At 64.4% G+C, this 21,779-nt stretch carries 21 protein-coding genes and 1 tRNA gene; 16 read left to right on the top strand and 6 right to left on the bottom strand.

Features of this window, described 5'->3' with window-relative positions; genetic code table 11:
* Nucleotides 1–222: 222 nt before the first annotated feature.
* The 8 genes from ACZ6YI_RS11540 to ACZ6YI_RS11505 all read left to right on the top strand — a co-directional run bounded on the left by ACZ6YI_RS11540 (nucleotide 223) and on the right by ACZ6YI_RS11505 (nucleotide 6,321).
* Nucleotides 223–633, top strand: a complete 411-nt coding sequence (locus tag ACZ6YI_RS11540; RefSeq protein ID WP_465778778.1) for an SRPBCC family protein — start codon at nucleotides 223–225, stop codon at nucleotides 631–633.
* Between the two features lie 154 nt (nucleotides 634–787).
* Nucleotides 788–2,332: an FAD-dependent monooxygenase gene (locus ACZ6YI_RS11535; protein ID WP_465778777.1), complete on the top strand. Its 1,545-nt coding sequence runs from the start codon at nucleotides 788–790 to the stop codon at nucleotides 2,330–2,332.
* A gap of 31 nt (nucleotides 2,333–2,363) precedes the next feature.
* Nucleotides 2,364–3,644, top strand: coding sequence for a serine--tRNA ligase (gene serS / locus ACZ6YI_RS11530; protein ID WP_465778776.1), 1,281 nt, complete (start codon nucleotides 2,364–2,366; stop codon nucleotides 3,642–3,644).
* 221 nt (nucleotides 3,645–3,865) lie between these two features.
* A complete protein-coding gene (locus tag ACZ6YI_RS11525; protein ID WP_465778789.1) occupies nucleotides 3,866–4,273 on the top strand; it encodes a type II toxin-antitoxin system PemK/MazF family toxin in 408 nt (135 codons plus the stop codon).
* A 296-nt stretch (nucleotides 4,274–4,569) separates the two neighbouring features.
* Nucleotides 4,570–4,659, top strand: a tRNA-Ser gene (locus ACZ6YI_RS11520).
* Between the two features lie 88 nt (nucleotides 4,660–4,747).
* Entirely contained in the window at nucleotides 4,748–5,437 is a 690-nt protein-coding gene (locus ACZ6YI_RS11515) for a DUF6538 domain-containing protein (protein ID WP_465778775.1), read from the top strand.
* Between the two features lie 34 nt (nucleotides 5,438–5,471).
* Complete coding sequence (locus tag ACZ6YI_RS11510; protein ID WP_465778774.1) at nucleotides 5,472–5,714, top strand: hypothetical protein; 243 nt, start codon at nucleotides 5,472–5,474, stop codon at nucleotides 5,712–5,714.
* Nucleotides 5,715–5,883: 169 nt separating this feature from the next.
* Nucleotides 5,884–6,321 (top strand): hypothetical protein, encoded by a 438-nt coding sequence (locus ACZ6YI_RS11505; RefSeq protein WP_465778773.1) that lies wholly within the window; start codon nucleotides 5,884–5,886, stop codon nucleotides 6,319–6,321.
* Between the two features lie 18 nt (nucleotides 6,322–6,339).
* Here the strand turns inward: ACZ6YI_RS11505 and ACZ6YI_RS11500 are convergent, their stop codons facing one another.
* Together ACZ6YI_RS11500 and ACZ6YI_RS11495 are read right to left on the bottom strand one after the other, a co-directional pair.
* Entirely contained in the window at nucleotides 6,340–6,798 is a 459-nt protein-coding gene (locus tag ACZ6YI_RS11500; RefSeq protein ID WP_465778772.1) for an alpha/beta fold hydrolase, read from the bottom strand.
* A gap of 161 nt (nucleotides 6,799–6,959) precedes the next feature.
* Nucleotides 6,960–7,217, bottom strand: a complete 258-nt coding sequence (locus ACZ6YI_RS11495; protein WP_465778771.1) for a hypothetical protein — start codon at nucleotides 7,215–7,217, stop codon at nucleotides 6,960–6,962.
* Between the two features lie 313 nt (nucleotides 7,218–7,530).
* On the opposite strand from ACZ6YI_RS11495, the gene ACZ6YI_RS11490 reads away from it, so the two are divergent.
* Nucleotides 7,531–7,761, top strand: coding sequence for a hypothetical protein (locus ACZ6YI_RS11490; protein ID WP_465778770.1), 231 nt, complete (start codon nucleotides 7,531–7,533; stop codon nucleotides 7,759–7,761).
* 717 nt (nucleotides 7,762–8,478) lie between these two features.
* Nucleotides 8,479–8,868 carry a GFA family protein gene (locus ACZ6YI_RS11485; RefSeq protein ID WP_465778769.1) on the top strand — a complete coding sequence of 130 codons (390 nt, stop codon included), beginning with the start codon at nucleotides 8,479–8,481 and terminating at the stop codon, nucleotides 8,866–8,868.
* Between the two features lie 648 nt (nucleotides 8,869–9,516).
* Here the strand turns inward: ACZ6YI_RS11485 and ACZ6YI_RS11480 are convergent.
* On the bottom strand, nucleotides 9,517–11,988 hold the full coding sequence (locus ACZ6YI_RS11480) for a glucose/quinate/shikimate family membrane-bound PQQ-dependent dehydrogenase (RefSeq protein ID WP_465778768.1): 2,472 nt from the start codon (nucleotides 11,986–11,988) through the stop codon (nucleotides 9,517–9,519).
* 709 nt (nucleotides 11,989–12,697) lie between these two features.
* Between ACZ6YI_RS11480 and ACZ6YI_RS11475 the strand changes: the two genes are divergently transcribed.
* Nucleotides 12,698–13,030 carry an SDR family NAD(P)-dependent oxidoreductase gene (locus ACZ6YI_RS11475; protein ID WP_465778767.1) on the top strand — a complete coding sequence of 111 codons (333 nt, stop codon included), beginning with the start codon at nucleotides 12,698–12,700 and terminating at the stop codon, nucleotides 13,028–13,030.
* Nucleotides 13,031–13,609: 579 nt separating this feature from the next.
* Here ACZ6YI_RS11475 and ACZ6YI_RS11470 read toward each other — a convergent pair.
* Nucleotides 13,610–13,909 carry a hypothetical protein gene (locus ACZ6YI_RS11470; protein ID WP_465778766.1) on the bottom strand — a complete coding sequence of 100 codons (300 nt, stop codon included), beginning with the start codon at nucleotides 13,907–13,909 and terminating at the stop codon, nucleotides 13,610–13,612.
* Nucleotides 13,910–14,561: 652 nt separating this feature from the next.
* Between ACZ6YI_RS11470 and ACZ6YI_RS11465 the strand changes: the two genes are divergently transcribed.
* The 4 genes from ACZ6YI_RS11465 to ACZ6YI_RS11450 all read left to right on the top strand — a co-directional run bounded on the left by ACZ6YI_RS11465 (nucleotide 14,562) and on the right by ACZ6YI_RS11450 (nucleotide 19,648).
* Nucleotides 14,562–15,047, top strand: a complete 486-nt coding sequence (locus ACZ6YI_RS11465; protein WP_465778765.1) for an RNA polymerase sigma factor — start codon at nucleotides 14,562–14,564, stop codon at nucleotides 15,045–15,047.
* 62 nt (nucleotides 15,048–15,109) lie between these two features.
* Nucleotides 15,110–16,096: a FecR family protein gene (locus ACZ6YI_RS11460; RefSeq protein ID WP_465778764.1), complete on the top strand. Its 987-nt coding sequence runs from the start codon at nucleotides 15,110–15,112 to the stop codon at nucleotides 16,094–16,096.
* 69 nt (nucleotides 16,097–16,165) lie between these two features.
* Nucleotides 16,166–18,523 (top strand): TonB-dependent siderophore receptor, encoded by a 2,358-nt coding sequence (locus tag ACZ6YI_RS11455; RefSeq protein WP_465778763.1) that lies wholly within the window; start codon nucleotides 16,166–16,168, stop codon nucleotides 18,521–18,523.
* A gap of 6 nt (nucleotides 18,524–18,529) precedes the next feature.
* Nucleotides 18,530–19,648: a PepSY-associated TM helix domain-containing protein gene (locus ACZ6YI_RS11450; RefSeq protein ID WP_465778762.1), complete on the top strand. Its 1,119-nt coding sequence runs from the start codon at nucleotides 18,530–18,532 to the stop codon at nucleotides 19,646–19,648.
* Nucleotides 19,649–19,829: 181 nt separating this feature from the next.
* Here the strand turns inward: ACZ6YI_RS11450 and ACZ6YI_RS11445 are convergent, their stop codons facing one another.
* Nucleotides 19,830–20,264 carry a universal stress protein gene (locus tag ACZ6YI_RS11445; RefSeq protein WP_465778761.1) on the bottom strand — a complete coding sequence of 145 codons (435 nt, stop codon included), beginning with the start codon at nucleotides 20,262–20,264 and terminating at the stop codon, nucleotides 19,830–19,832.
* Nucleotides 20,265–20,471: 207 nt separating this feature from the next.
* Here ACZ6YI_RS11445 and ACZ6YI_RS11440 point away from each other — a divergent pair, with 207 nt between their 5' ends.
* Nucleotides 20,472–21,233 carry an EAL domain-containing protein gene (locus ACZ6YI_RS11440; RefSeq protein ID WP_465778760.1) on the top strand — a complete coding sequence of 254 codons (762 nt, stop codon included), beginning with the start codon at nucleotides 20,472–20,474 and terminating at the stop codon, nucleotides 21,231–21,233.
* Nucleotides 21,234–21,359: 126 nt separating this feature from the next.
* Here ACZ6YI_RS11440 and ACZ6YI_RS11435 read toward each other — a convergent pair whose 3' ends face one another.
* On the bottom strand, nucleotides 21,360–21,608 hold the full coding sequence (locus ACZ6YI_RS11435; RefSeq protein ID WP_465778788.1) for a helix-turn-helix domain-containing protein: 249 nt from the start codon (nucleotides 21,606–21,608) through the stop codon (nucleotides 21,360–21,362).
* Nucleotides 21,609–21,779: the final 171 nt, after the last annotated feature.

Raw genomic sequence — 21,779 nt, 5'->3', positions numbered from 1 at the left:
TGTGGTGGTTTTTAACCGGGCCGCCCCCCTCCCAACCCCCACCCCCGCCCTCCCCGTAGGTGGGGGGCGCCGCCGGCCCCCCGGGGGGCCCCCCCCCCCCCCCCCCCCCCCCCCCCCCCCGCTCCCACAACCGCCTTGTTATCTCGATACAAATCATGGCGATTGTTTCTTAAGCAAAAATACGCCACCGTTGGCACCAGCCCCCGGGTCGAGGATCGCTTGGTGCACCGCGTCAACGTTACTCATTTCTTCCCCTTTCCCGCGGAAAGGGTGTTCCAGGCCTGGCTGGATCAGGACACCGTGGGCGAATGGCTGTTCGCAACGCCCGAAGGCGAGATGATCGAGATCGCGCTGGATCCCAAGGTGGGCGGCAGCTACCGTATCGTTGAACGCCGTGAGGATGGCGACATCCTCCACACCGGCGTCTACGAACGCATCGACGCGCCGCACGACCTCGAGTTCACTTTCTCCGTCCCGAAATACGACCCCGGCTCGGTGCACGTGCATATCCACATCGCCAGCACGCCGGGCGGCTGCGAGCTCAACCTCACCCATGAGGTGGAAGAGCAGTGGCTCAAGCCCAGCACGCACGGCTGGCAGACGATCCTGAGCAACCTCGAAGCCACGCTGTAACCCTGTGGGAGCGCGCTTGCGCGCGATGGGTCTGGCGGCAAGCACCCATCGCGCGCAAGCGCGCTCCCACAACAGCCAGGCGCACGGCCTAGTTGACAGCACCCGCCTCGTGCGCGCATTGAAGGGCCTACACCCCTGAGCTACGAGGCCCACGATGGACGACGTACTCATCACCGGCGCAGGCCCCACGGGCCTGGTGCTCGCCCTCTGGCTCACTGCCCAGGGCATCAAGGTCCGCATCATCGACAAGAAAGATGGTCCTGGGGATACCTCGAGGGCCATGGTGGTGCAGGCGCGCACGCTGGAGCTTTACCGCCAGCTCGACCTCACCGAAACCATCATGGCCGCCGGCCATCGCATGGTGGCGATCAACATGTGGACCCGTGGCAAGCATGCCGCGCGCCTTCCATTGCAGGATGCCGGCGCGGGTATCTCGCCGTATCCCTCGCCGCTGATGTACCCGCAGGATCACCATGAACGCGTGCTCGGCCAGCGGCTCGAAAGCATGGGCGTCACGATCGAGCGGCAGACCGAACTCGTCTCGCTGGAGCAGGGCGCGGATAGCGTTACGGCGCGCATCCGTCGCGTCGATGGCAGCGAAGAAACCACCACCGCGCGCTACATCGCCGGTTGTGACGGTGCGCGTTCCACCGTGCGCGAGCAACTCGGCATCGGCTTCGAAGGTGGTACGTATCGCTCGGTGTTCTACGTCGCCGACGTGAAGCTCGAGGGGTTGAAGAATCCCGACGAAGGTAGCGTCTCGCTGGAGAACAACGACTTCGTCCTGATGCTGCCCTACGACAGCAACGGCCGCGCACGCCTGATAGGCACCGTCAGCGATGAGCGCGCCGAAACCGCTGAAAAACTCACCTTCGACGATGTGCGCCAGGACGCGATCGGCCGCGTCGGCGTCAAGGTCGAAGAGGTCACGTGGTTCTCCAGCTACCGCGTGCATCACCGCGTCGCGGAGACCTTTCGCCGCGATCGCGTCTTCCTCCTCGGTGATGCCGGCCATGTGCACAGCCCGGCAGGCGGGCAGGGCATGAACACGGGCATCCTCGATGCGATCAACCTGGCGTGGAAACTCGCCGCCGTATTGCGCGGCGACGCACCCGATCCCTTGCTCGACACCTACGTGAAGGAACGCCAGGGCTTCGCCCACCAGCTGGTCCAGACCACCGACCGCGGTTTCTCCCTTATGACCTCCGGCGGCAGCCTGGCCAACTTCCTGCGGGTGAACGTGATGCCCTACGCGGCACACGTGGCCTTCGAGATGGCAGCGGCGCGGCGGGCGATGTTCAAGCTGATCTCGCAGACCGAGCTGGCCTACCACGACAGCGGCCTGAGCGATGGCGAAGCGGGGAAGGTGAAGGGCGGCGACCGGCTGCCGTGGGTGCGGATGGGCGACAAGGACAACTATGGCCCGCTGGAGCGGATCGGCTGGCAGGTACACGTGTATGGCGAGCCCCGGCCCGAGCTCATGGCCTGGTGCCTGCACCGGGGCGTGGCGCTGCGCGACTTCGGCTGGGAACCCGAGTTCGAGAAAGCCGGCCTGGCCGAGAACGCCGCCTACCTCCTGCGCCCCGACACCTGGGTGGCGCTGGCCGAGCCGGATGGCTCCGTGGAGGCCCTGGAGCGGTATTTCGAGAGCCACGGCCTGAAAAGCGGAGGGGCCAAAGCCGGGGAGGCCATGCGATAATCAAAGACCGCCTACCACGGACAGAACCACCATGCTGGATCCCGCACTCCTGCGCGGCCGCCTCGCCGAAACGGCAGAACGCCTCCGCGCCGCCCGCAATTTCCCCCTCGATGTCGCCACGATCGAGCGGCTGGAATCCGAGCGCAAGGCCCTCTCCACGGAGACCCAGGAGCTGCAGAACCTGCGTAACACCCGTTCCAAGGCCATCGGCCAGGCGAAAGCCAAGGGTGAGGACGTGGCGCCGCTCATGGCCGAAGTGGCCGGCATCGGCGACAAGCTGAAGGCCAACGAGCAGGCCCTGGCCGATGTGCAGGCCAGGCTGGCCGAGATCGCCGAGGGCATCCCGAACCTGCCGGACGCCGCCGTGGCGATCGGTAAGGACGAGACCGAGAACGTCGAGATCCTCCGCTGGGGCCACGCCCGGGCGTTCGATTTCGCGGTGAAGGACCATGTGGACCTGGGTGCCCGCCACGGCTGGCTCGATGCCGACGCCGGCGCCAAGCTCAGCGGCGCGCGCTTCACCGTGCTCCGCGGCCAGCTCGCCCACCTGCACCGTGCGCTCGCCCAGTTCATGCTGGACCTGCACACCACGCAGCACGGCTACCTTGAACACAACATCCCGCTGATCGTGAACGCCGACGCCATGTACGGCACCAGCCAGCTTCCGAAGTTCGAGGAAGATCTGTTTGGCGTGCAGGTGGATGACAAGAAGCGTTACCTCATCCCGACCTCGGAAGTGGCGCTGACCAACCTCGTCCGCGACAGCATCGTCGAAGCCGACCAGCTGCCGATGCGCCTCACCTCGCACTCCATGTGCTTCCGCGCCGAAGCCGGCAGCTACGGCCGCGATACCCGCGGCATGATCCGCCAGCACCAGTTCGAGAAGGTCGAGATGGTGCAGGTCGTCGCGCCCGAAGCCTCGATGGATGCCCTTGAGGAAATGGTCGGCCACGCCGAGACCGTCCTGCAGAAGCTCGGCCTGCCGTACCGCAAGGTCATGCTCTGCACCGGCGACATGGGCTTCGCCGCCGCCAAGACCTACGACCTCGAAGTCTGGCTGCCCAGCCAGAACACCTACCGCGAAATCAGCAGCTGCTCCAACTGCACCGACTTCCAGGCCCGCCGCATGCAGGCCCGCTGGCGCAACCCGGCAACCGGCAAGCCGGAGCTGGTGCACACGCTCAACGGCTCGGGCCTGGCCGTCGGCCGCACCCTTGTCGCCGTGATGGAGAACTACCAGCAGGCGGATGGGAGTATTGAGGTGCCTGAGGTGCTGCGGCCGTATATGGCGGGGATTGAGGCGATTAGCTGACGGACCTAGTGGTGTCAGCGCATACGAACATTCTGTGCGCTGACTACCTACCACGATTTCTCGCATGACCCTTGCCGAGCGCGTGTCGCTGGAGGCGCATAGCCGCGAGAAGAAAACCTCTAGAAAAAAGGTGTTCGCGCAGATCGAGCTCTTCGCCCAGGGCGCAACTCGGTAGCCTCCCTTCGACACTCGAAGGAGGTTCGGCGTTGCCCATACATTTCATGCCGAAGGCTGGCGCGATCCTGATGTGCGACTACCCGTCGTGCTTTGTTCCGCCCGAGATGGTGAAGTCGCGTCCCGTTATCGTGATCGGCCCGGCGTTGCCGGGGCGGAGCGATCTAGTGACGGTTGTTCCGATCAGCGGATCGTCGCCGAAGGTGATCTTCGACTACCACTGCGAGCTCCCCGCTGACGTACTCCCGGCCTTCATGCGTCTGGATGGCAAGCCGCGGTGGGCCAAGTGCGACATGGTGAACACTTTGTCGCTTGCGAGGCTGCGCCCAGTTCGCGCTCCGCGGGATTCGAAGACACGCAAACGCAGCTTCGAATACTTGTTCCTCCCAGCATCGTTGCTGGAGCGTGTTCGGAAGGGTGTGGCTAGATCTTTGGGAATTTCCGTAGAGCAATGAATTTGCTATAGAAAGTGCTGGAGAACGGCGCTATCATGTCCATGTCTTGCCGGCTTAGTCCGGCTCTTAAGGCCACCAATAGATCGGTGGCAGGACCAGCGAGGCGATGACAAGCCTGCCGGTTCTCGTTCCACGGCCCCGCTTCGGCGGGGCTTTGTCTTTTCAGGCTTGCCAATGAGGTCCAGCCTGACCGGGCGGCAGCCATTGGCGGAGGCGTTCAGGTACAATCGTCGCCCCGGGACAAGCCCGGTGTGCCACGTTCGACCCCAGCTGCAACGGCTGGATGCTGAAAATACGGAGAGATGGCCGAGTGGTTTAAGGCAGCAGTCTTGAAAACTGCCGTAGGTGTAAGCCTACCGTGGGTTCGAATCCCACTCTCTCCGCCAACAGGTTTTTTATCCAAGTAAATCAGTTGGTTATAAGATTTCTGGAAAAAGCCAATCGGGACACATTTCGGGACACATCGAGTCCCTTATGCGCATCCCGCACTACCTCATCAAAGCCCCCTCCGGCATGTACCACTTCCGCCGGCGCATGCCCGTCTTGCTGCAGGCCATGCTGGGACGACCTACCATCAAGCGCAGCCTGCAAACGCGCGATGTCGCTGTTGCCCGCGACCTCGCCCTTGCACTTTGGCGTGCGTATGATGAGCTCCATCAGCATGTGCGGATGGCTTGTATGGCAGGGATGACCAGGGAAACGAAGTTGCTTCTCGAGCGGCTCAAGAAGCAGGGCACTCACTACCGGCTCGTCACCAGACCTGATGGCACGATTGAGGTGGAGGCAAACGGTCCCGAGGACCATGCGTTGGCCAAGTCGATGATTGAATCGATTGGCGACATGCGAAAAGAAGCCATCGTGCAGCAGTGGATGCTGGAACAAGGGTATTCGCTGGACAGTCCGCCTCCGGCAGCACCCGCGCAGCACGCACCGTCATGCGCAGCGACGGATACCGCATCGAGATGTTCACGGCCTTCGACGTTGTGGGCCTCCCGTGGGCACGCGGTGACGAGCGCCGGGTCTGGGTCGCCCTGGTCACTGCCACGAGAGATGCCACCCGGGAGATTATCCGCCGTGCCGATGCCGAGACGTTGCGGATTGTCTACGCGGAGACCCTGCCTGAGGCGACTGCACCCGTCCCGCCGCCCAGGACCCTCTAGCTGATACGGGGATCAAGCCCCGGACGCGCATGATCCCCATGAGGGTTTATTGCTCCCAACACTGGAGCAACGCCCTGACCCGCAAGACCGACCCGGCCGCTCGTGCCAACCGGGGACACACGACTTCCCGCCGCAAGCCCGCGTCCACCAGACCCACCCGAACGCGCGGCTTCCAGGCCGACCGAACGGTCGGCGAGGAAACATGGCTGACGCCTCGCTGGCTGCTCGACGCCCTCGACCTGCCGAACGTTGCCGACGTCGACCTCCTTTCCGCGCCGTGACGTGGAGCACCCACCGCCGTCAACGCAGGTCTGGATATGGAACCGAATCCGGTCCTCGGGGGGGAAGTGCCCGAGGCATAAGCGCATGTCGCGGCTTTTGTTCAAGACGGTTCAAGATTGTCATGCGACGGTTGGAGCGCCTCCGTCCGGGAACCTGCGAAAGAGCGCCATGAAGACTTGTTCAGTGTGTGCTGCGGCGATTTCGTCGGACGAACCTTGTGTTCGTTGCGCTGCGATGGAAGGGTCCATCGATTCGCAATCGAAGGAAACACGCCGGCAGGATACGCATCCTGGGGGTGCGGACGCCAAACTACACGTCGCATTAGGGCTGTCGGCGGCCATTGGCGCTATCGTGGCCTGGTTCTTCCGGCCGGTATCCATTCTTGTCCCTGCCGTCGTGTTTGCCATCACCGCGTTGCTGTATTTTCGCAACAGTGGCCGCAAACCGGCGCGAGTGGCAAAATCCGATTGGGTGGCGCTTCTTGGCGAAAGCACGCTTGCGCTGCTGTGCGCGGCCGCCGGTGCGCTTTCATTCGAAGCCATTTTGCTCGCGGTCGTCGCTGTGAGCGCTTTTCTTTTGCAGGTACGCGGCCAAAAGGCCGCGTAACAAGCTACATGCATGACGCTACTGTCCTGAGCTTTCCTCATGCACGTGCTCTACGTTTGATGACCGGGACCAAGGAACGAGTACGAGCGCACTCTGGCCATCCCGACTTTGCATAAAAGCATAGCCCGGCAGGATCGCGCCGACAGCAGATTCAGGGGGGCAGGGCGAAAGCCTGCACTGCATCCCCGCTTCCGGTGCGTAACCCGCCATGGCCCCCCGCAGCAATGACCACGTACTGGCGGCCGTCGGCACCGATGTAGGTGATGGGTGTGGCCTGGCCGCCGGCGTGATGGCCGACACCAGATGATCGACCTGGCCCCGGACGGTGATGGTTTGGGCGTCGCAGGTGCGGTACTGGCCGTAGCCGAGAAGGTCGGGCGCAAGGATCGCCCCGCCGTCGGTGAGCTCGGCAAACTGCAGGTGGCCGATGAATCCGTGGATGAGCACGATCGGAAGGCGAGGCGGCGAGGAGGTCATGCCACTGTATCGGCATGGCCGCGATCTACCTTTAAGCGACCTGCCGGGGCCCGGACCCGCACGGCGCGCCGACTCACCGGGCTCGTTCGGGGGCGGCCACGGCCGTTGTGGGATGCGTAACCCGCAGAACCCGTGTGGACACAGGCTACTAGACCCCGCGGTCAGTACAGTCCAAGCGTGCTCAGCCGATCCATCGCCAGCGCGAGGTCTTGAAGGCAACCCTCGAGCCGGCCAGCGCCGGGCGCAACCAGGCATAAACAATGGACCGTCCGCTTTGCCGCGCGGGTCACATCGCCGTGGCCCAAGGCTTCGGCCTCGCTGGCGACCCGTGCGGCTCGAAACAGCGCCTCTTCGCTGTCCCCGGCGCGCACGGATGTTGCCAGCATGCCGGCCTCGTGAACGATCTTCTCCAATGACACGCATCGCTCCCGTATGGCCGTGGCCACCGGACGCCCCCATTTGCACTCTAGCGGGCGACGGCGCCGGCGATGTGTAGCAGGGATTCACAGACGTGAGCACGTAACGTATTCCCGTCCCATGGGGCGTGGGACGCACCTGGAAGCGCGACGAGCGACGGCAAGACCGACGATATTGATGAAATCGGCAGCTTTGCTGAGGTCGTCTACTGTCGGTCGACCGCGCGCGGGCCGTAGGTGCAAGCGTGCAACGCATCACGGGTTGTACCCTGCATAGCGCGCAAGGCACCGCAGCGCCCAAGCGCGGGGGAGGGCGATGCACCCAGAGGAACTACAGCAATGTCGGCATACGGAACTCGCCCGTGTCCTGCATGAATTGCGATCCTCCGGCATCGCCCGATTGGGTGATCAGGCACGCGCCCTGCACGTGGGCAGCCGGTTTCTGGGCGACATGATGGATGGCGCGCCGAGCCCGGACGTCTTCGCGCGGGAAGTTGAGCTTGTGATGCGCAAGCGCGAAGGATGGATGGACAGCTCGGACGGTTGACTGGCTGCATTCGGCGGAAATGTGCCCAGCCGCACCGAGATGAATCCCGATTCCTCCGGAACGCAGTGTGCAGCAACGGATGCGTGGCGGGGGAACAACTCGGTGCACCAGTGACGCAAAATACGCGATTTCAGCACTTCTGGTGAACTCATTGCTCCAGCCGTCCGGCTGCCCGCCAGCCGCCGCCGGTATCCGTCATTCTCCCATGCGCAAAGGGGCGCGGCCTTATCGGTCCAGAACGCAACGGTGGCGCCTGTCCAGCCAGCCCCGAGGGCGGTGCATGATCCACTCTATCTCCCGGGCGAAGGCGTCTGTCAGGGGTGCGCCGGCCAGGAGCGCATCCACGCGGTCCGCCGTCAGGCCGCCGAGTGCGTCGGCTTGTGCGTCACGAGTGCGCAGTCCTTCGCGTTGCAATTGCTCAATCAGCCGGCGCAGGTTGGCCAGTCGACGCAACTGCAACGGGAGGGGGTCAACAAGGGGAGGACAAGCAACGAGCATGGCACCGTTTTACCCCCGGCGTCCGCGCCGCGCTGCCGCAAAAACGGCACCAGCGCCCCCGCCTGTGGATCGTCCGGCGCTTTGCAAGCGGTAAGCTGCGTTCCGGGTGTGAAGCATTTGCGGATATTTCCGCCCGGCTTTGCCGCGGATGACCCTCACAGCATCTTTGCGCTGGGCCCGGCAGGGTCGTGGCTTCCATAGCGTGTGCGGGAGCAACTCATGAAGCGAGGCGGGTGTCGTTGTGGCGAGGTATCCTTCGTCGTGCAGGGTGACCCATTGCGATGCGGCTTGTGTCATTGCCTGGATTGTCGAAAGCGTTCCGGCGCACCGTTTTTGCTGTTTGTGGTCTTCCCCGCAGCACATGTCGCGGTGCATGGCACACGGGTCGAGGTCGATAGCGCCACCGGGCGGCGCGAAGCCTGCGCCTTGTGCGGCACCGTTGTCCTTTGGGAGGATGAGTCAGCGCAGGAAATCGAGTTGTACGCCGGCCATTTCGACGCACCCGGGCTGTTCGCACCGACCTATGAGCTCTGGGTCAAGCGCCGCGAACCGTGGCTCGCGGCGCTGCCTGTGCCCCAGTACATCGAGAATCGCGCAACGACAACGTAGCCTTTGGCGCGATACCGCCGCCGGGACGGCGTGATGATTCAGGGGTGCCTCGTGAAGCTTGGCCGGGCAGTGCAGGGCGAGATGCGGAAGTCGGAATTGGCGCCTGACGCGCGATCGGCCAGCGGTACCAGAGACATTGGTTGGCGGTAAACGGCAGTAGACAGCGGTCAGCGTGACGGCTGGCCATCTCCCATGTGGCATCGGAACGGCCGTTCAAGTCCAGGCCGGGATGATTTGCGTGTCGTGCCATGTCCCCGCGTGGCGGCTGCCAGGACCGCCAGACCCCTGGCGATATGCTGCGGCTACTGGCGTAACCGAGCAACGGCAGCGAGCGCTTCGCCACGTGCCGCCATGGGCGCGTCATTGACGCGGGTCCGCAAGGGGCGAGCCAATGTCATGCCGTGCTCCTGGCAGGACCGGGAGCTGGGCGTACCCTGTCCAAATGGCCGTTCTGGTGGGAGCTGAGCTGTCCGCGCCGCGGCACTGACCTGGCATTCTGCACCGAACTGCCCCGAGGCGAACGACCCGCGCGTGAGAACGCTCGCCGTCGGCCTCTTAAGTTGCTGCGCCGCTATTCCCTTCGTGACCTTGCAGCGATCCTGGCTGCCTTGGCATGCGCCCCTCAGTGCGTGGAGGGACGCGTGGTGCTCATTGCGCAGGCAGTGCATAGGCCATGACCGCATCGCCCATCTTTGTGCCGAGGGATCCGTGCCCGCCGGCCATGATGACGATGTACTGGCGGCCGTCTTTGCCTTTGAAGCTCATGGGTGTCGCTTGACCACCGGCTGGCAGACGCGCGCTCCAGAGCTGCCTGCCGTCGGTGACGTCGTAGGCCCTGAGATAGTCGTCGATCGCAGCGCCGAAAAACGCGACCCCACCGGCCGTGATCAGCGTACCGCCCTGGCCTGGAACGCCCAATGGCAGTGGTATGCCGAACGGTGCAGTATCACGCGTGGTGCCGTTCTTGTGTTTCCAGATCACCTTTCCGGTCGTCAGATCCACGGCCGATACCCAGCCCCAGGGCGGCGCTTGGCACGGGATGCCCAGGACACTCAACAGCGGGGAAATCTCCACGCCGAACGGTGCTCCCGTATCAGGGTGGACACCCGAACTCTCGCTGGTTGAAGCCTCGCGCTTTGCCACCTCGGTCGCAGGCACCAGGCGGAAGACAAAAGCGAACGAGTTGGGATTGGTGAACGCAATCTGCCGCACCGGATCGACCGATATACCACCCCAGTCGAACACGCCCGCATTGCCTGGGTGAACCAACGTTTCCGTCAGCCCCGGCGGCGTGTAAGGTCCCTCGTAGCGCATCGATTTAAACCGGATGCGACACATCACCTGATCAAACGGGGTCGTGCCCCACATCGCCGCTTCCGTCAACCGCGGCGGATCGTAGTTGAGACGCGAGCGCGGCTGGGTCGGCGCCGTATGATCGCCTGGCGCCGCACCTTGCGCTACGGGCACCTCATCGATAGGGAAGATGGGATGCCCGGTCAGCCGATTGAGCACATAAATGCTGCCCTGTTTGCTGGTCGAAATCAGGGCCGGCTGGACGCCGTTTGGCGTTTTCAGGTCAACCAACGTGGGCTGAGCGCTGACATCCTTGTCCCACAAGTCGTGGTGCGTGAATTGATAGTTCCAGCGCACTTTGCCGGTGGCAATGTCCAGGGCGACCACGCCGGCCGCGTATTTCTCGGCCCCCGCCGTGCGCTGCCCACCCCACGCGTCCGGCGTCTGATTGCCCATGGGCAGATAAACCAGCCCTAAGCCCTCATCGACGCTCATGATTGACCAAACGTTGGGCGAATTGGGGGTGTAGTGCTGGCCAACCGGCAGCGGTGCGGTCTCGTCAGGGTTGCCCGCATCCCAGTTCCACACCAGATGCCCGTCGTGCACATCGAACGCGCGGACGACCCCCGACGCCTCGTGTGTGGAATAGTTGTCGCTCACGTGGCCGCCGATGATCACGAGGTCTTTCGTAATCGCCGGCGGTGAGGTTGAGTAGTAGCCGCCCGGCAGCATGCGCCCGTCCAGGTTATCCGTCAGCAGCTGGACCGTCCCGTTCTCGCCAAAGGTCTTGCAGATTCGGCCGGTATCGGCGTCGAGCGCGATGAGCCGCGCATCGGCCGTCGGCAGGAAGAGCCGGCGAGGACAGTCGGCCGACAGACCGCCAAGGGACGCGTCAGCGGGGACGTAGTCGGCGTCGTTGTGATACGACACCCCGCGGCACGTCATGTGTTCCCACTGTTTGAAACTGCCGTTGGCGCTTTTGATTTTCGGGTCGAAACGCCATTGCTCCCTGCCCGTGGTCGCATCGATGGCAATCACGATGCTGTGCGGAGTACACACATACAGGGTGTCTTTGACCTTCAGCGGGGTGACTTGGTTGGTGATCTCGAGGGGGTCGTCAGGTCCGGGCAAGTCTCCGGTATGGAACTCCCAGGCCACCTGCAGGTTGCCGACATTCTTTGCGGTGATCTGGTGGAGCGGCGAGTATCGCTGGCCAAATGGTGTACCGCCGTATGAATGCCATTCCCCAGGCGCGTCGCCGTCGGGCCCGAGCGTTGCATCGGGAAGGACCGCGTCGAGTCCGCGTGCCAACTGGCCTTTGATGGTCGTTGGCTCGCGGGGAAGACTGATGATCGCTACGATGAATGGAATTGCCAGGCTCACCATCACCGCGGCGCTTGCATAGGGCGCCCGGGACGCCGTGAGACGGCGGCGGACCAGCGGCAGGGTGAGCCAAATGCCAAGGGCGAACCAGACATCCAGGCGGGGCAGAAGCTGCCAGAAATCAACCCCGACCTCGGACAACGCCCACGCCGTGGTGAGGGACAGCATGACGGCGTACAGCCAGAGTGCTGCGGGATGCTTCCGGTAGAGCAGGATGGCGACTGCAATGAGTCCGAGACCAAACAGCAGGTAATAAAGCGACCCGTCCAAAGTCGCCAGGCGAACACCAAGGGCGCCCAGCACAATACCCAGCAGCAGGAACCCTGCCGCCGTGATTGTCAGCACCCAAGACGGAGAGGAAGACGGTGGGAGGTTCAAGGGGTGGCATCCTTGTGCTGGAAAGTGCGCCCGGCGGCGCCGGGTCTGTTTCTGCGCGATATCCATCTGCGTCTTGCTCGGACCTGGGACACGATAATCGCTTCGCAACTGGCGGTCCCTGACGCAGGCCTCCGAGCAACCTTACCGCGAAGCGGCGCCAAAGTAAGCAGGGAAGCTGATGCATCCTCGGCAGCATCCGGCCTGCACAAAAAACGCTCGGATGGAACGCGTCAATTCAGAGGTGGCCGGAGGGTGCCACTCCGTTGGCTCGGAACCGGTTGGCGTCGGGAAAAGGGTTCACGAGGGGGTCTCCCCGCGCGTGCGACGCGGGCCAGGCGGGGGCATCGTCCCCCGCCTGCGCATGCATCAGTCGCGGTTCTTATGGCTCTGAGAACCTGCCTTCGCGTGCTGCTCGCTGCTTCCCCCGCGAGAGGTCCCGCCTGAGGACGGCGTGTTGTCCGACCGCCCCGGACTGTTCTTGTGCGACTGTTCGCCGGCACGCACATGTTGCTCGTGCGAAGCCTTGTCGCCGCCACGATTGCCGGTGTTATTGGAGTTTGCCATTGCTGATCTCCGAGCGCGCATGAGGACGTAGGGAGTTGAGGCGTCGCGCTTTCCGCCGCCGACGGTCTTATTTTTCACAAAAGCAATTGTGGGTCTGTGCGAGCTAGGTAAAGGCGCCGGATACATGCGTGAAGTGCGACGGTGTCCTCGCCAAAGACACGTGATGACGACGGTGTGCGGCGCTAGATAATGCTTTCCAGCGGAGCGGACCATGACCAACGAAACGGTCCTCCTCACCGGCGCCACCAGTGGCATCGGACAGCACCTCGCGCATCAGTTCGCCAAGCGCGGCCATCGCCTGATCCTCGTTGCGCCCGAGAGCGACGAATTACTCGCACTTGCCGCAAATCTCGAAAATTCTTACGGTACCGAAACGCTGACGGCGGCGGATGATCTCGCGGACTCTCAAAGCGGAGCGCGCCTGCTGGACGCCTGCACCGCGAAAGGATGGAGAGTCGATATCCTGGCCAACAACGCCGGTCATGGCTATCGAGGCGCTTTCGCGGAACCCCCATTGCGACGCATCTATTGGTCCTCCGCCTGAATGTCGAAGCGGTGCTGCGGCTCACCTGTCTCGCTATGGGTTTATCGTTGCGCCCGTAGCGATTGCGTTCCGCATGCTGGCGTCGGATTGAGCTGCCGGGCACCATCTGACTGAACGACTTCCCGTGAGCAGCAGTTTCCTTGACCGGGCCGTAGGCAGAACGCTCTGTCGGTCATGCATCACGCGTCGAATACGCGCGCGCGGCGTGGTTCTCACCTGTCTTCCACCAGCATCAGCCGTGATCGTCATAACCCCAGTTGGCTCGGGGTTTAAAGGTGGGCCTTGCATGGTGCGGCGGTTCGCCACGGCGCCCAACCCGACGATAAGGGAAAGGCGGCCGCGGCCTCCGGCCACCATTTCGCCCACTCCCGGGCCACCCGGCGGTAACGCAGAGCCCCGCCGCCGGGTCTTTTTTTGCGGCGCGTTCCCCGGCACCTTAGCGTGCCCGGTGCAAGCTTCAACGCGCTCATGCGGCATGGGAGGCGCGTCACGGATTTTCGTTGCTTCAAGCCGACACGGCCGTGCAGCGCAAAGTGACTTGAGCGCGATAGAGAATCAGGGAGCGCGGGCAGAATGCTGTCAGTCATCAGGGGCACCGAGGTCAACCCCCATCGCCCCGACCAGGCGCAGAAGTCCCTCACCGTACCCTTGTCCGGGACATGTGCCCGGTGGGCCGAGGAGAAGGCTCAGCTGGAGCGCCTCGTAAGCGATGTCGTCGAGACCGGCCAGTTCTGCTTTGACGGCGATCAGTCCGGCCCTGAACCTCGCTTCGTCAAAATCGCGCGAAAGCGCCGCTTTGCCCAGCGCGGTGGCATCCAGCACAAGTTCTACACTGACACCTTCGGATGGATGCTTCGCGTCCAAGTGTTTCTGATCCATGCCCGTTCCGATCGAGAGTACCGCCGGCCGAGACGTCACGAAAGGGGCGCAGTCGGTCTACAGCAGAGCGGAATGCCCCGCGGGCTGACTCAGAGCGGCATCTGCTTCCTTGGCACGGGTGGTTCGCGAAATGATCGCGACGCGGAGGCCCGCGTGGCTTCCGCAGTCAGGTAAACGAAGCGTGGACCATAGGCGATCGGCGTGGTGGCAAGTGTCCACACGGAGGCCAAGACGCGTGCGGTTGCGCATCCGGCCGTGGCGTCCAATGCCGAAAGTGCACCGCCGTTCGACAGGAGAGCCGATCCGGCGTGCCATGCAGCAATCGCAGAACTGCACCCGCTCATGAGTTCGGACCCTCCTTCAGGCAGCGATCTTCCTCTGGGGCCTGACCACGGTGGCGAGCAGAATGTGCCCGTCTACCGTTTCCACATTGATCCCACGGGCGGGCGGGACGCGCCGTTTTGGGGCATGCCTTGGCGTGCCGGCCGCGAGGGTTCGGCGCCGTTGGCCCGGTGCATCCAGGACTGGCTTGTGGCGCGCTTCTTGCCAGACAGGAGGCCGGGTGCCGCAGGCGATTGATGCCAGGGGCGGCGTTGTGGCGGGTCCACGTCAGTTCTGTACAATAGCGAGAATCATTCGCATGTGACCGGTCGTGGTCGAGCGCTACTACAACGAGCTGTGGGGGTTCCTTCGCGGACAACTGCACGATGGCGACGCCGCCGGCGATCTCGCCCAGGAGACGTATGCCCGAGCGCTTGGCGCTGAGGCCGCCGGCCGCGAAACGCGCGATTTCCGCAGTCTGCTCTACCGCATTGCGCGCAACCTGTTGGTGGACCGACACCGCCGGGCCAGGGTTCGCCAGCATACTGACATTGACGAATGGCACGGTCTGCAGGCGCCGGACGCTACCCAGCCGGAAAACGCGACTGCCTCGCAGCAGCATGTGGTCGCCATGCTTGCGGTCATCGAAAGCCTGCCCCCGCGATGCCGCGAGGCGTTCGTGCTGCACAAGTTCGAACAGCTTCCCCACGCCGAAGTGGCCGCCCGCATGGGCATCACGCGGAACGCCGTGGAGAAGCACATCATCCGTGCGCTGCTGGCATGCCGCGCCTGCGATGACCGTTACAATCGCCGCTGAGGCGCATCCATGTCAGGTTTTCACCGGCTGAGGCGTCAGCCCTGTACGCCATGGAGCCCCTGATGCACGGAATCCCGCCGTCGCCGGACGAACCGACCGATCGCGCCACCTCGCCCGACGAAGCCGCGGCGGGTTGGCTCGTGCGTGCGCACGGTGGCCTCGGGCGCGCGGAAAGCGAGGCCCTGGCGAAGTGGCTGGCCGAGGACCCCGCCCATGGCGCGGCGCTTGCGCGCCTGCGCAGCACCTGGGCCTTCCTCGATGACGTGGCCCCGGCCCATCGTCGCCGCCGCCGGAACGCACGTTTGCGCCGGGCCGCGCTGGTTGCGGCCGCCGCCGTGTTCGTCGTCGCGGTGGCGGGCAGCGTCGTGTGGTGGCAGCGCATGCCGCCGCCAGCCGCGGTGGCCGAGGCCTACCGCACGGCGCGCGGTGAACAGCGACAGGTGACGCTGGCCGATGGCAGCCTGGTTTGGCTGGACACCGGCACGGTGATCAGCGTCCGGCTTTCGGAAAACGGCCGCGACGTGGCGCTCTCGTCGGGGCAGGCCTTGTTCGATGTCACCCACGACGTGGCGCGACCGTTCGTCGTGCACACGGCCACGGCGCAGGTCCGCGTCGTTGGCACCCGCTTTGGCGTGCGCGAGACGCCCACCGGGCTGGTATCGCGCGGTACCGACATCAGCGTGACCCGGGGGCACGTGCAGGTCACCGACCCGCGCGGGCAGGGCCGCGTGGATCTGCTTGCCGGGCAGGCTGCGCACGTCGCGCCGCTCGGCTTGCCGGCGCGGCTGGCCAACGGCGCCGGCGAAGCCTGGCGCGACGGCCGCGTGGTGTTCGATGACACGCCGCTGCCGGATGCGGTGGCCGAACTGGAGCGTTACGGCGATACCCACCTCGCGGTCGCGCCTTCCGCCCGTGGCCTGCATGTCACCGGCAGTTTCACCGTGGGCAACGCCGATGCGTTCGCCAAAGCGCTCCCGCACATCCTGCCGGTGAGCCTCGAGCGACAGGGTGCCGAGGTGCGCATCGTCGCCCGCCAGGGGTCGCGATAACTTTCGATGTCAGGTTCGGGACGGGTCGTGCGTCTACGACTATCGATCCAGTTCCAGGGAACCCGTTCCATGCGTCTTCGTCTTGCTGCCCCGGCCGCCCTGGCCGCGGCCCTCGTGCTCGCCTTTTCAGTAACCACGCCGGCTTTCGCGGATACGCCAAGGGAGACGGCGGTGGATATCGACGTGCCGGCCGCCCCGCTTGGCCAGGCATTGAACACCCTCGCCGCGCAGCTGCACGTGCAGCTGGCGGTCGATCCCGCCCTGGTGCGCAACCTGCAGGCGCCGGCGCTCAGTGGCCACTACACCTCACGGCAGGCGCTCACCCGCATACTCGCCGGTACCCACCTCGTCGCCACCGAAAAAGACGGCGTGCTGCTCATTCAGGTCAGCAGCGACGCGCGCACCTCGACCACGTCGCTCGACGCAATCACCGTCACCGGCCTCACCTCGGGCTATGTGGCGCACGAAACCATGGCGGCGACGAAGACCAGCACGCCGTTGCTCGAAACGCCGCAGTCGATCACCGTGATCACCCGCGATCAGCTCGATGCGCGCGCGGTGGAGAGCGTGAGCCAGGCCCTGCGTTACACCCCGGGGGTGCTTGCCGAGGAGTTCGGCGGCGTGGAAACCAAGGCGGACTACTTCTCGCTGCGTGGCTTCCCCGATGCCAACCCGTACCTCGACGGGCTTTCCACGCTCACGTACTTCACGGTGCTGGCGCCCGTGATCGAGACCGAAGGCCTGGACCGCGTGGAAGTGCTGCGTGGCCCTTCGTCGGTGCTGTACGGCCAGGCCACCAGCCCGGGCGGCATGGTGAACGTGGTGAGCAAGCACCCACTGGATACGCCGTTGCACGAACTATCCGCCGCCACTGGTGCGTATGGGCGGGCACAGGGGGCGTTCGATCTCTCCGGCCCGCTGGATAAGGACCGTCACTGGCTGTACCGCGTCACCGGGCTGGGGCTGGACACCGGCACCCAGACCGACCATGTGCGCGACAAGCGCGTGTTCATCGCCCCGGCCGTGACATGGGCGCCCTCGGATGACACGCACCTCACCCTGCTCACTCACTACAGCTATCGCGACGCCAACAGCCCGCCCAACGACCTGCCGATACAGGGCACGTTGTGGGGCAACCCGAACGGCAAGATCCCTTCGGATTTCTACGATGGCGATCCGAACTTCGATCGCTTCGCGCGTCGCGAGTACGCGCTGGGGTACGAGTTCGAACACCGCTTCAATGATGTGGTCACCTTCCGCCAGAACGCACGCTATGCGCATGCGAACCTGGATTATTCGATCATCGGCTCCGCGGGGCTCGAGGACGATCTGCGCACGCTGGATCGCTACGGCTTCCGTACGCAGGCGAGCAGTGACGTGGCGGGCGTGGACAACCAGGCGGAGTTCCGCTTTGACACGGGCCAGGTGCGCCACACACTGCTCGCCGGCGTCGACTACCTGCATGCGGAAGATCGCTGGGCCGAACAGGATCCGGAGATTCCCTCGCTGGACATCTATGCGCCGGTGTACGGAATCACCGTCGACCTTCCGCCGGTCGATTACAGCGTGACCCACACCATCCGCCAGCTGGGCACCTATGCCCAGGACCAGATGCGCATCGACCACTGGGCAGCCACGGTAAGCGTGCGCCAGGATTGGGCGAGCACGCAGACGATCGACCGCCTCGAAGGAGCCAGCGATACGCAGAAGTCCAATCGCTTCACCTGGCGCGCGGGCCTGGTCTACCTGTTCGATAACGGCATCGCGCCGTACATCAATGCCTCGACGGCGTTCACACCGTCCACCGGCACGTCGTTCGAAGGCTCGCCGTTCAAACCGAACCTTGGCAAGAGCTACGAGGCAGGCGTGAAGTTCCAGCCGCGTGGCCAGAACAGCTATGTCATGGCTTCGGTGTACCAGCTCACCCAGTCCAACGTGCTCACTACGGACCTCGACCACCCGGAATTCCAGGTGCAGTCGGGCGAAGTGCGCGTGCGTGGCGCGGAGCTTTCCGCCGTCGCCGATCTCGGCAACGGGCTGAGCCTTATCACCGGCTACACCTGGATGAACGGCGTGCAGCTGCGCAACAACGACGGCACGCAGGGCAAGCGCCCGCGTGACGTGCCGCGCAACATGGCCAACCTGTGGCTGGACAAGACGTTCCTCTCCGGCGCGCTGCGTGGCTTCGGCGTGGCGGGCGGTCTGCGTTACGTCGGCTCGACCTACGGCGACCTGGCCAACACGATCCGCTTGCCCTCCACCACGCTGGTCGATGCGGCAATCCGCTATGAGATACCACAGTGGCGTTTCTCGCTGAACGCACAGAACCTGTTCGACAAGGAATACATCGGTAGCTGCCAGGGTGAGCTGGGTTGCCAGTACGGCCTGCGCCGCGCCTGGATGGCCAAAGCCACCTTCAGCTGGTAAAGCACGGTGAAGAGCAGCACCCTGAAGGCGTGGGACCGCATGCATACGTGGTCCAGCCTGGTCGCGACGGCATTCCTGCTGGTGGCGTGCCTCACCGGGTTGCCGCTGGTGTTCTCGGATGAGATCATTGATGCGTTCGACCCTTCACTGCCGCGGCTCTCGGCGCAACCGGGGCGCGCTCCGCTCGATGCGATGCTCGCCTCGGTGGAGCGTGCGCAACCTGGCACGGTCGTGGTGGCCACCTTCCTTGATCCACGGCATGCCCGGGTGGCAGTCACCACGGCGCCAACGTGGGGCGCGTTTCGCGACGACCCCGATCATGCCGTAAGCACCGTGTTCGATGCGGCGACCGGTGCCGAAGTGGTGACGGGCCGTGCGGACAATGGCCCGGGCGATGCCTTCATCAACGCGGTGCACAATATTCACGAATCTATGTTCATGGGGAACACCGGCACGTGGGTCATGCTGACGGTGGCGTTGTGCTTCCTCGCTTCCCTGGTCTCGGGCGTGATCATCTACGCGCCGTTCAACCGTGGCGCCGGCTTCGGCAAGGTAAGGCGCAAACGCACGCGCCAGGCGTGGCTGGATCGGCACAATTTCCACGGGATCGTGCTGGTCGCATGGGCCTGCGTGGTCGCCTTCACCGGCTTGCTCAACGAGCTCGAGCGTCCTTTGTTCGACCTCTGGCAGGCCAGGGAAGTGACACCACGAATCGCCGGCGCGGATGCGGGTGTTCCACCGGTGGGGCCGGCAGCGAGGGTATCGCTGGATGCGGCGCTCGCTACGGCAACGCGCGCCGTGCCGGGCATGCTCGTCACCGGCGTGGTCTTTCCCGGCAGCCCGTACGGCACGCCGGTGCATTTCATCTTCTGGGCGCGGGGCGCCAGCACACTCACGGCGGAGCTGTATCAGCCGGTGATGGTGGACGCGCGAACCGGCAAGGTGACGGCGGTGCTGCCGATGCCATGGTACCTACGCTGCATCGAACTGTCGCGGCCGCTGCATTTCGGCAACGTCGGAGGACTCGCCATGAAGGTCGTCTGGTCCCTGTTCGACCTGTTGTTGATATCGGTGCTGTGCAGTGGCGCCTACCTCTGGCTGAGCCGACGCAGGAAGCTGGCGTGAGTCTCGTGTTTCATCTCCCGCTGAACGGCAAATGCTGCGCCGGCGTGCCGGTGGACGATGACCTTCCTTCAGGTCGGAAGCCCCCCGACGGGGAGAGGGAAGTCTCGTCTCTTCCCGCCCGGTGCCGCAGGGCCCAGGACCGCACGACATATTCATCCATTGTCCAGCTGCCTCCGTGGGTCTACTGGCACACGAGCACCGGTAGGCGCGTGCTGAGCAAGACCTTATGCGTCTCGCTTCCAAGCAGCAAGCGGTCCAGCCCCTGGCGGCCGTGCGAGCCCATCACAATGAGGTCACAGCCTTCCCGTTCTGCAATGGCGACGATCTCGCAGTAGGGCCGTCCGTCAATGACGCTTTGCACGCGGCAAGGTACGCCGTGCGCCTCAGCCAGGCTCCGGACACGTTCAAGACGCTCTGCTGCCTCCTCTGAGGTCTCATCGGGGTCAGGCATGGCCCCTTCGATGCCTTGGGCGAAGTATGCGTACGCCGGGAGCGCCGAGACCACGTGGAGCGCGAGGATCCGCGCATCCAGGCGTGACGCGAGTTCAATGGCGTGGCTGGCTGCGCGATCCGATACATCCGATCCATCGGTTGCGATGAGGATATGCTGGAACATGACCGTTCTCCGTCAGGACACTTGGGAAGATCGTACCCGGTCATCCTCAGGCGTGATTGAATCGGCGGCGGGCAGGATGTCGCATGCGGCTGACCTTGAAATTGAACTCCATGACAGGTGAGCAAGGAGACGGCCGCATGCCAGGGTTGCGTCGTCACGAACGTCAGCGACTGGACCTGTATGCTCAATCGATCCGGAGGAGGGACAATGACGCATGCAATTTGCCAAGGGTGCGGCAATGCCGCCGAAGTCGCGCAACGCATCACGATGGCCTTTCAACCGATCGTCAATGTCCGTGCGCGGACGGTCTTCGCCCACGAAGCGCTGGTCCGCGGAAACAACGGCGAGGGTGCCAGCGCAGTGCTTGCATCGGTGCGACATGAGAACCGGTACGCCTTCGATCAAGCCTGCCGGATTGTAGCGATCCGGACAGCCGCGCTCGTTGAGCCGCCCGGCATGTTGTCGATTAACTTCCTGCCAAATGCCGTGTATAACCCCGAGCACTGCCTCAAGGCGACGCTCGCTGCAGCCGCGGCGGCCCATTGGCCATTGGGGCGGGTTATCTTCGAAGTCACGGAGCACGAGGAGGTCACCGACCACGACCATCTGGTGGGCATCCTGGCGGCATACAAGGCGCACGGTTTTCTCACCGCGATCGACGACTTTGGGGCAGGGTACGCAGGGCTGAATCTGCTCGCTGACTTCCAGCCGGATCTGGCGAAGCTCGACATCGGTCTGGTCCGGGGAATCCATGCGAGCCGCTCTCGGCAACTCATTGTCCGCCATGTCGTTGACCTCTGCCAGGACCTTGCGATCCAGGTCATCGGCGAGGGGGTCGAGACGCTGGACGAATGTCGTGCGCTCCTCGACCTTGGGGTGTCGCTGCAGCAAGGGTTTTTGTTCGCGCAGCCCGCTGTCGCCGCGGTCCCTGCGATCTCATGGCCCAGGCTGGACGACGCGATACGATGAAAAAACCGGCGCGATCGCAACGCTGGAACTACACTCGGACGATGCCATTCTCGGTCACGCACTGCACACCCGCCATGTCCCAGAACCGTCAAGCGCTGAAAGGTGAGCCGACAACCGCCTGGATGCTCAATCTTGGCCATGACGGGTGTATTTCGCCCTGTACGCAAGCGGCGTAAGTCCTGTGCTTGCCTTGAAGACGCGAGTGAAGTGCGCCTGATCGCTGAACCCGCATGTCGATGAAATTGCGCCAACCCGCTCTTGGGTTGTACCCAGCAGCATTCGGGCATGTTCGATTTGCGCGGCCCTGTACCGGTGGTGCGGAAGGTAAGCGCGCGTAGCGTAAGCGTCTGACGTCGGAGCCCGCGCCGTCGGCATTGGCCCTGTGTGGCCACCGGCATGCGACGAGGAGAGCCGCATTCGACCTGCCGATCCATCGATGTGGATAGTTGCCTCACGTGACGCGACAGGGATTGACGCACCCGCCGAGGGGTCCTTGAGAAGTTGCAGCGCGCGGAGAAGGTAGTGGGTGCACGCGACGGTATCCGG

Source organism: Luteibacter sp. NPDC104163 (genome assembly GCF_055584245.1).
This window is presented reverse-complemented; position numbering and strand designations above follow the sequence as displayed.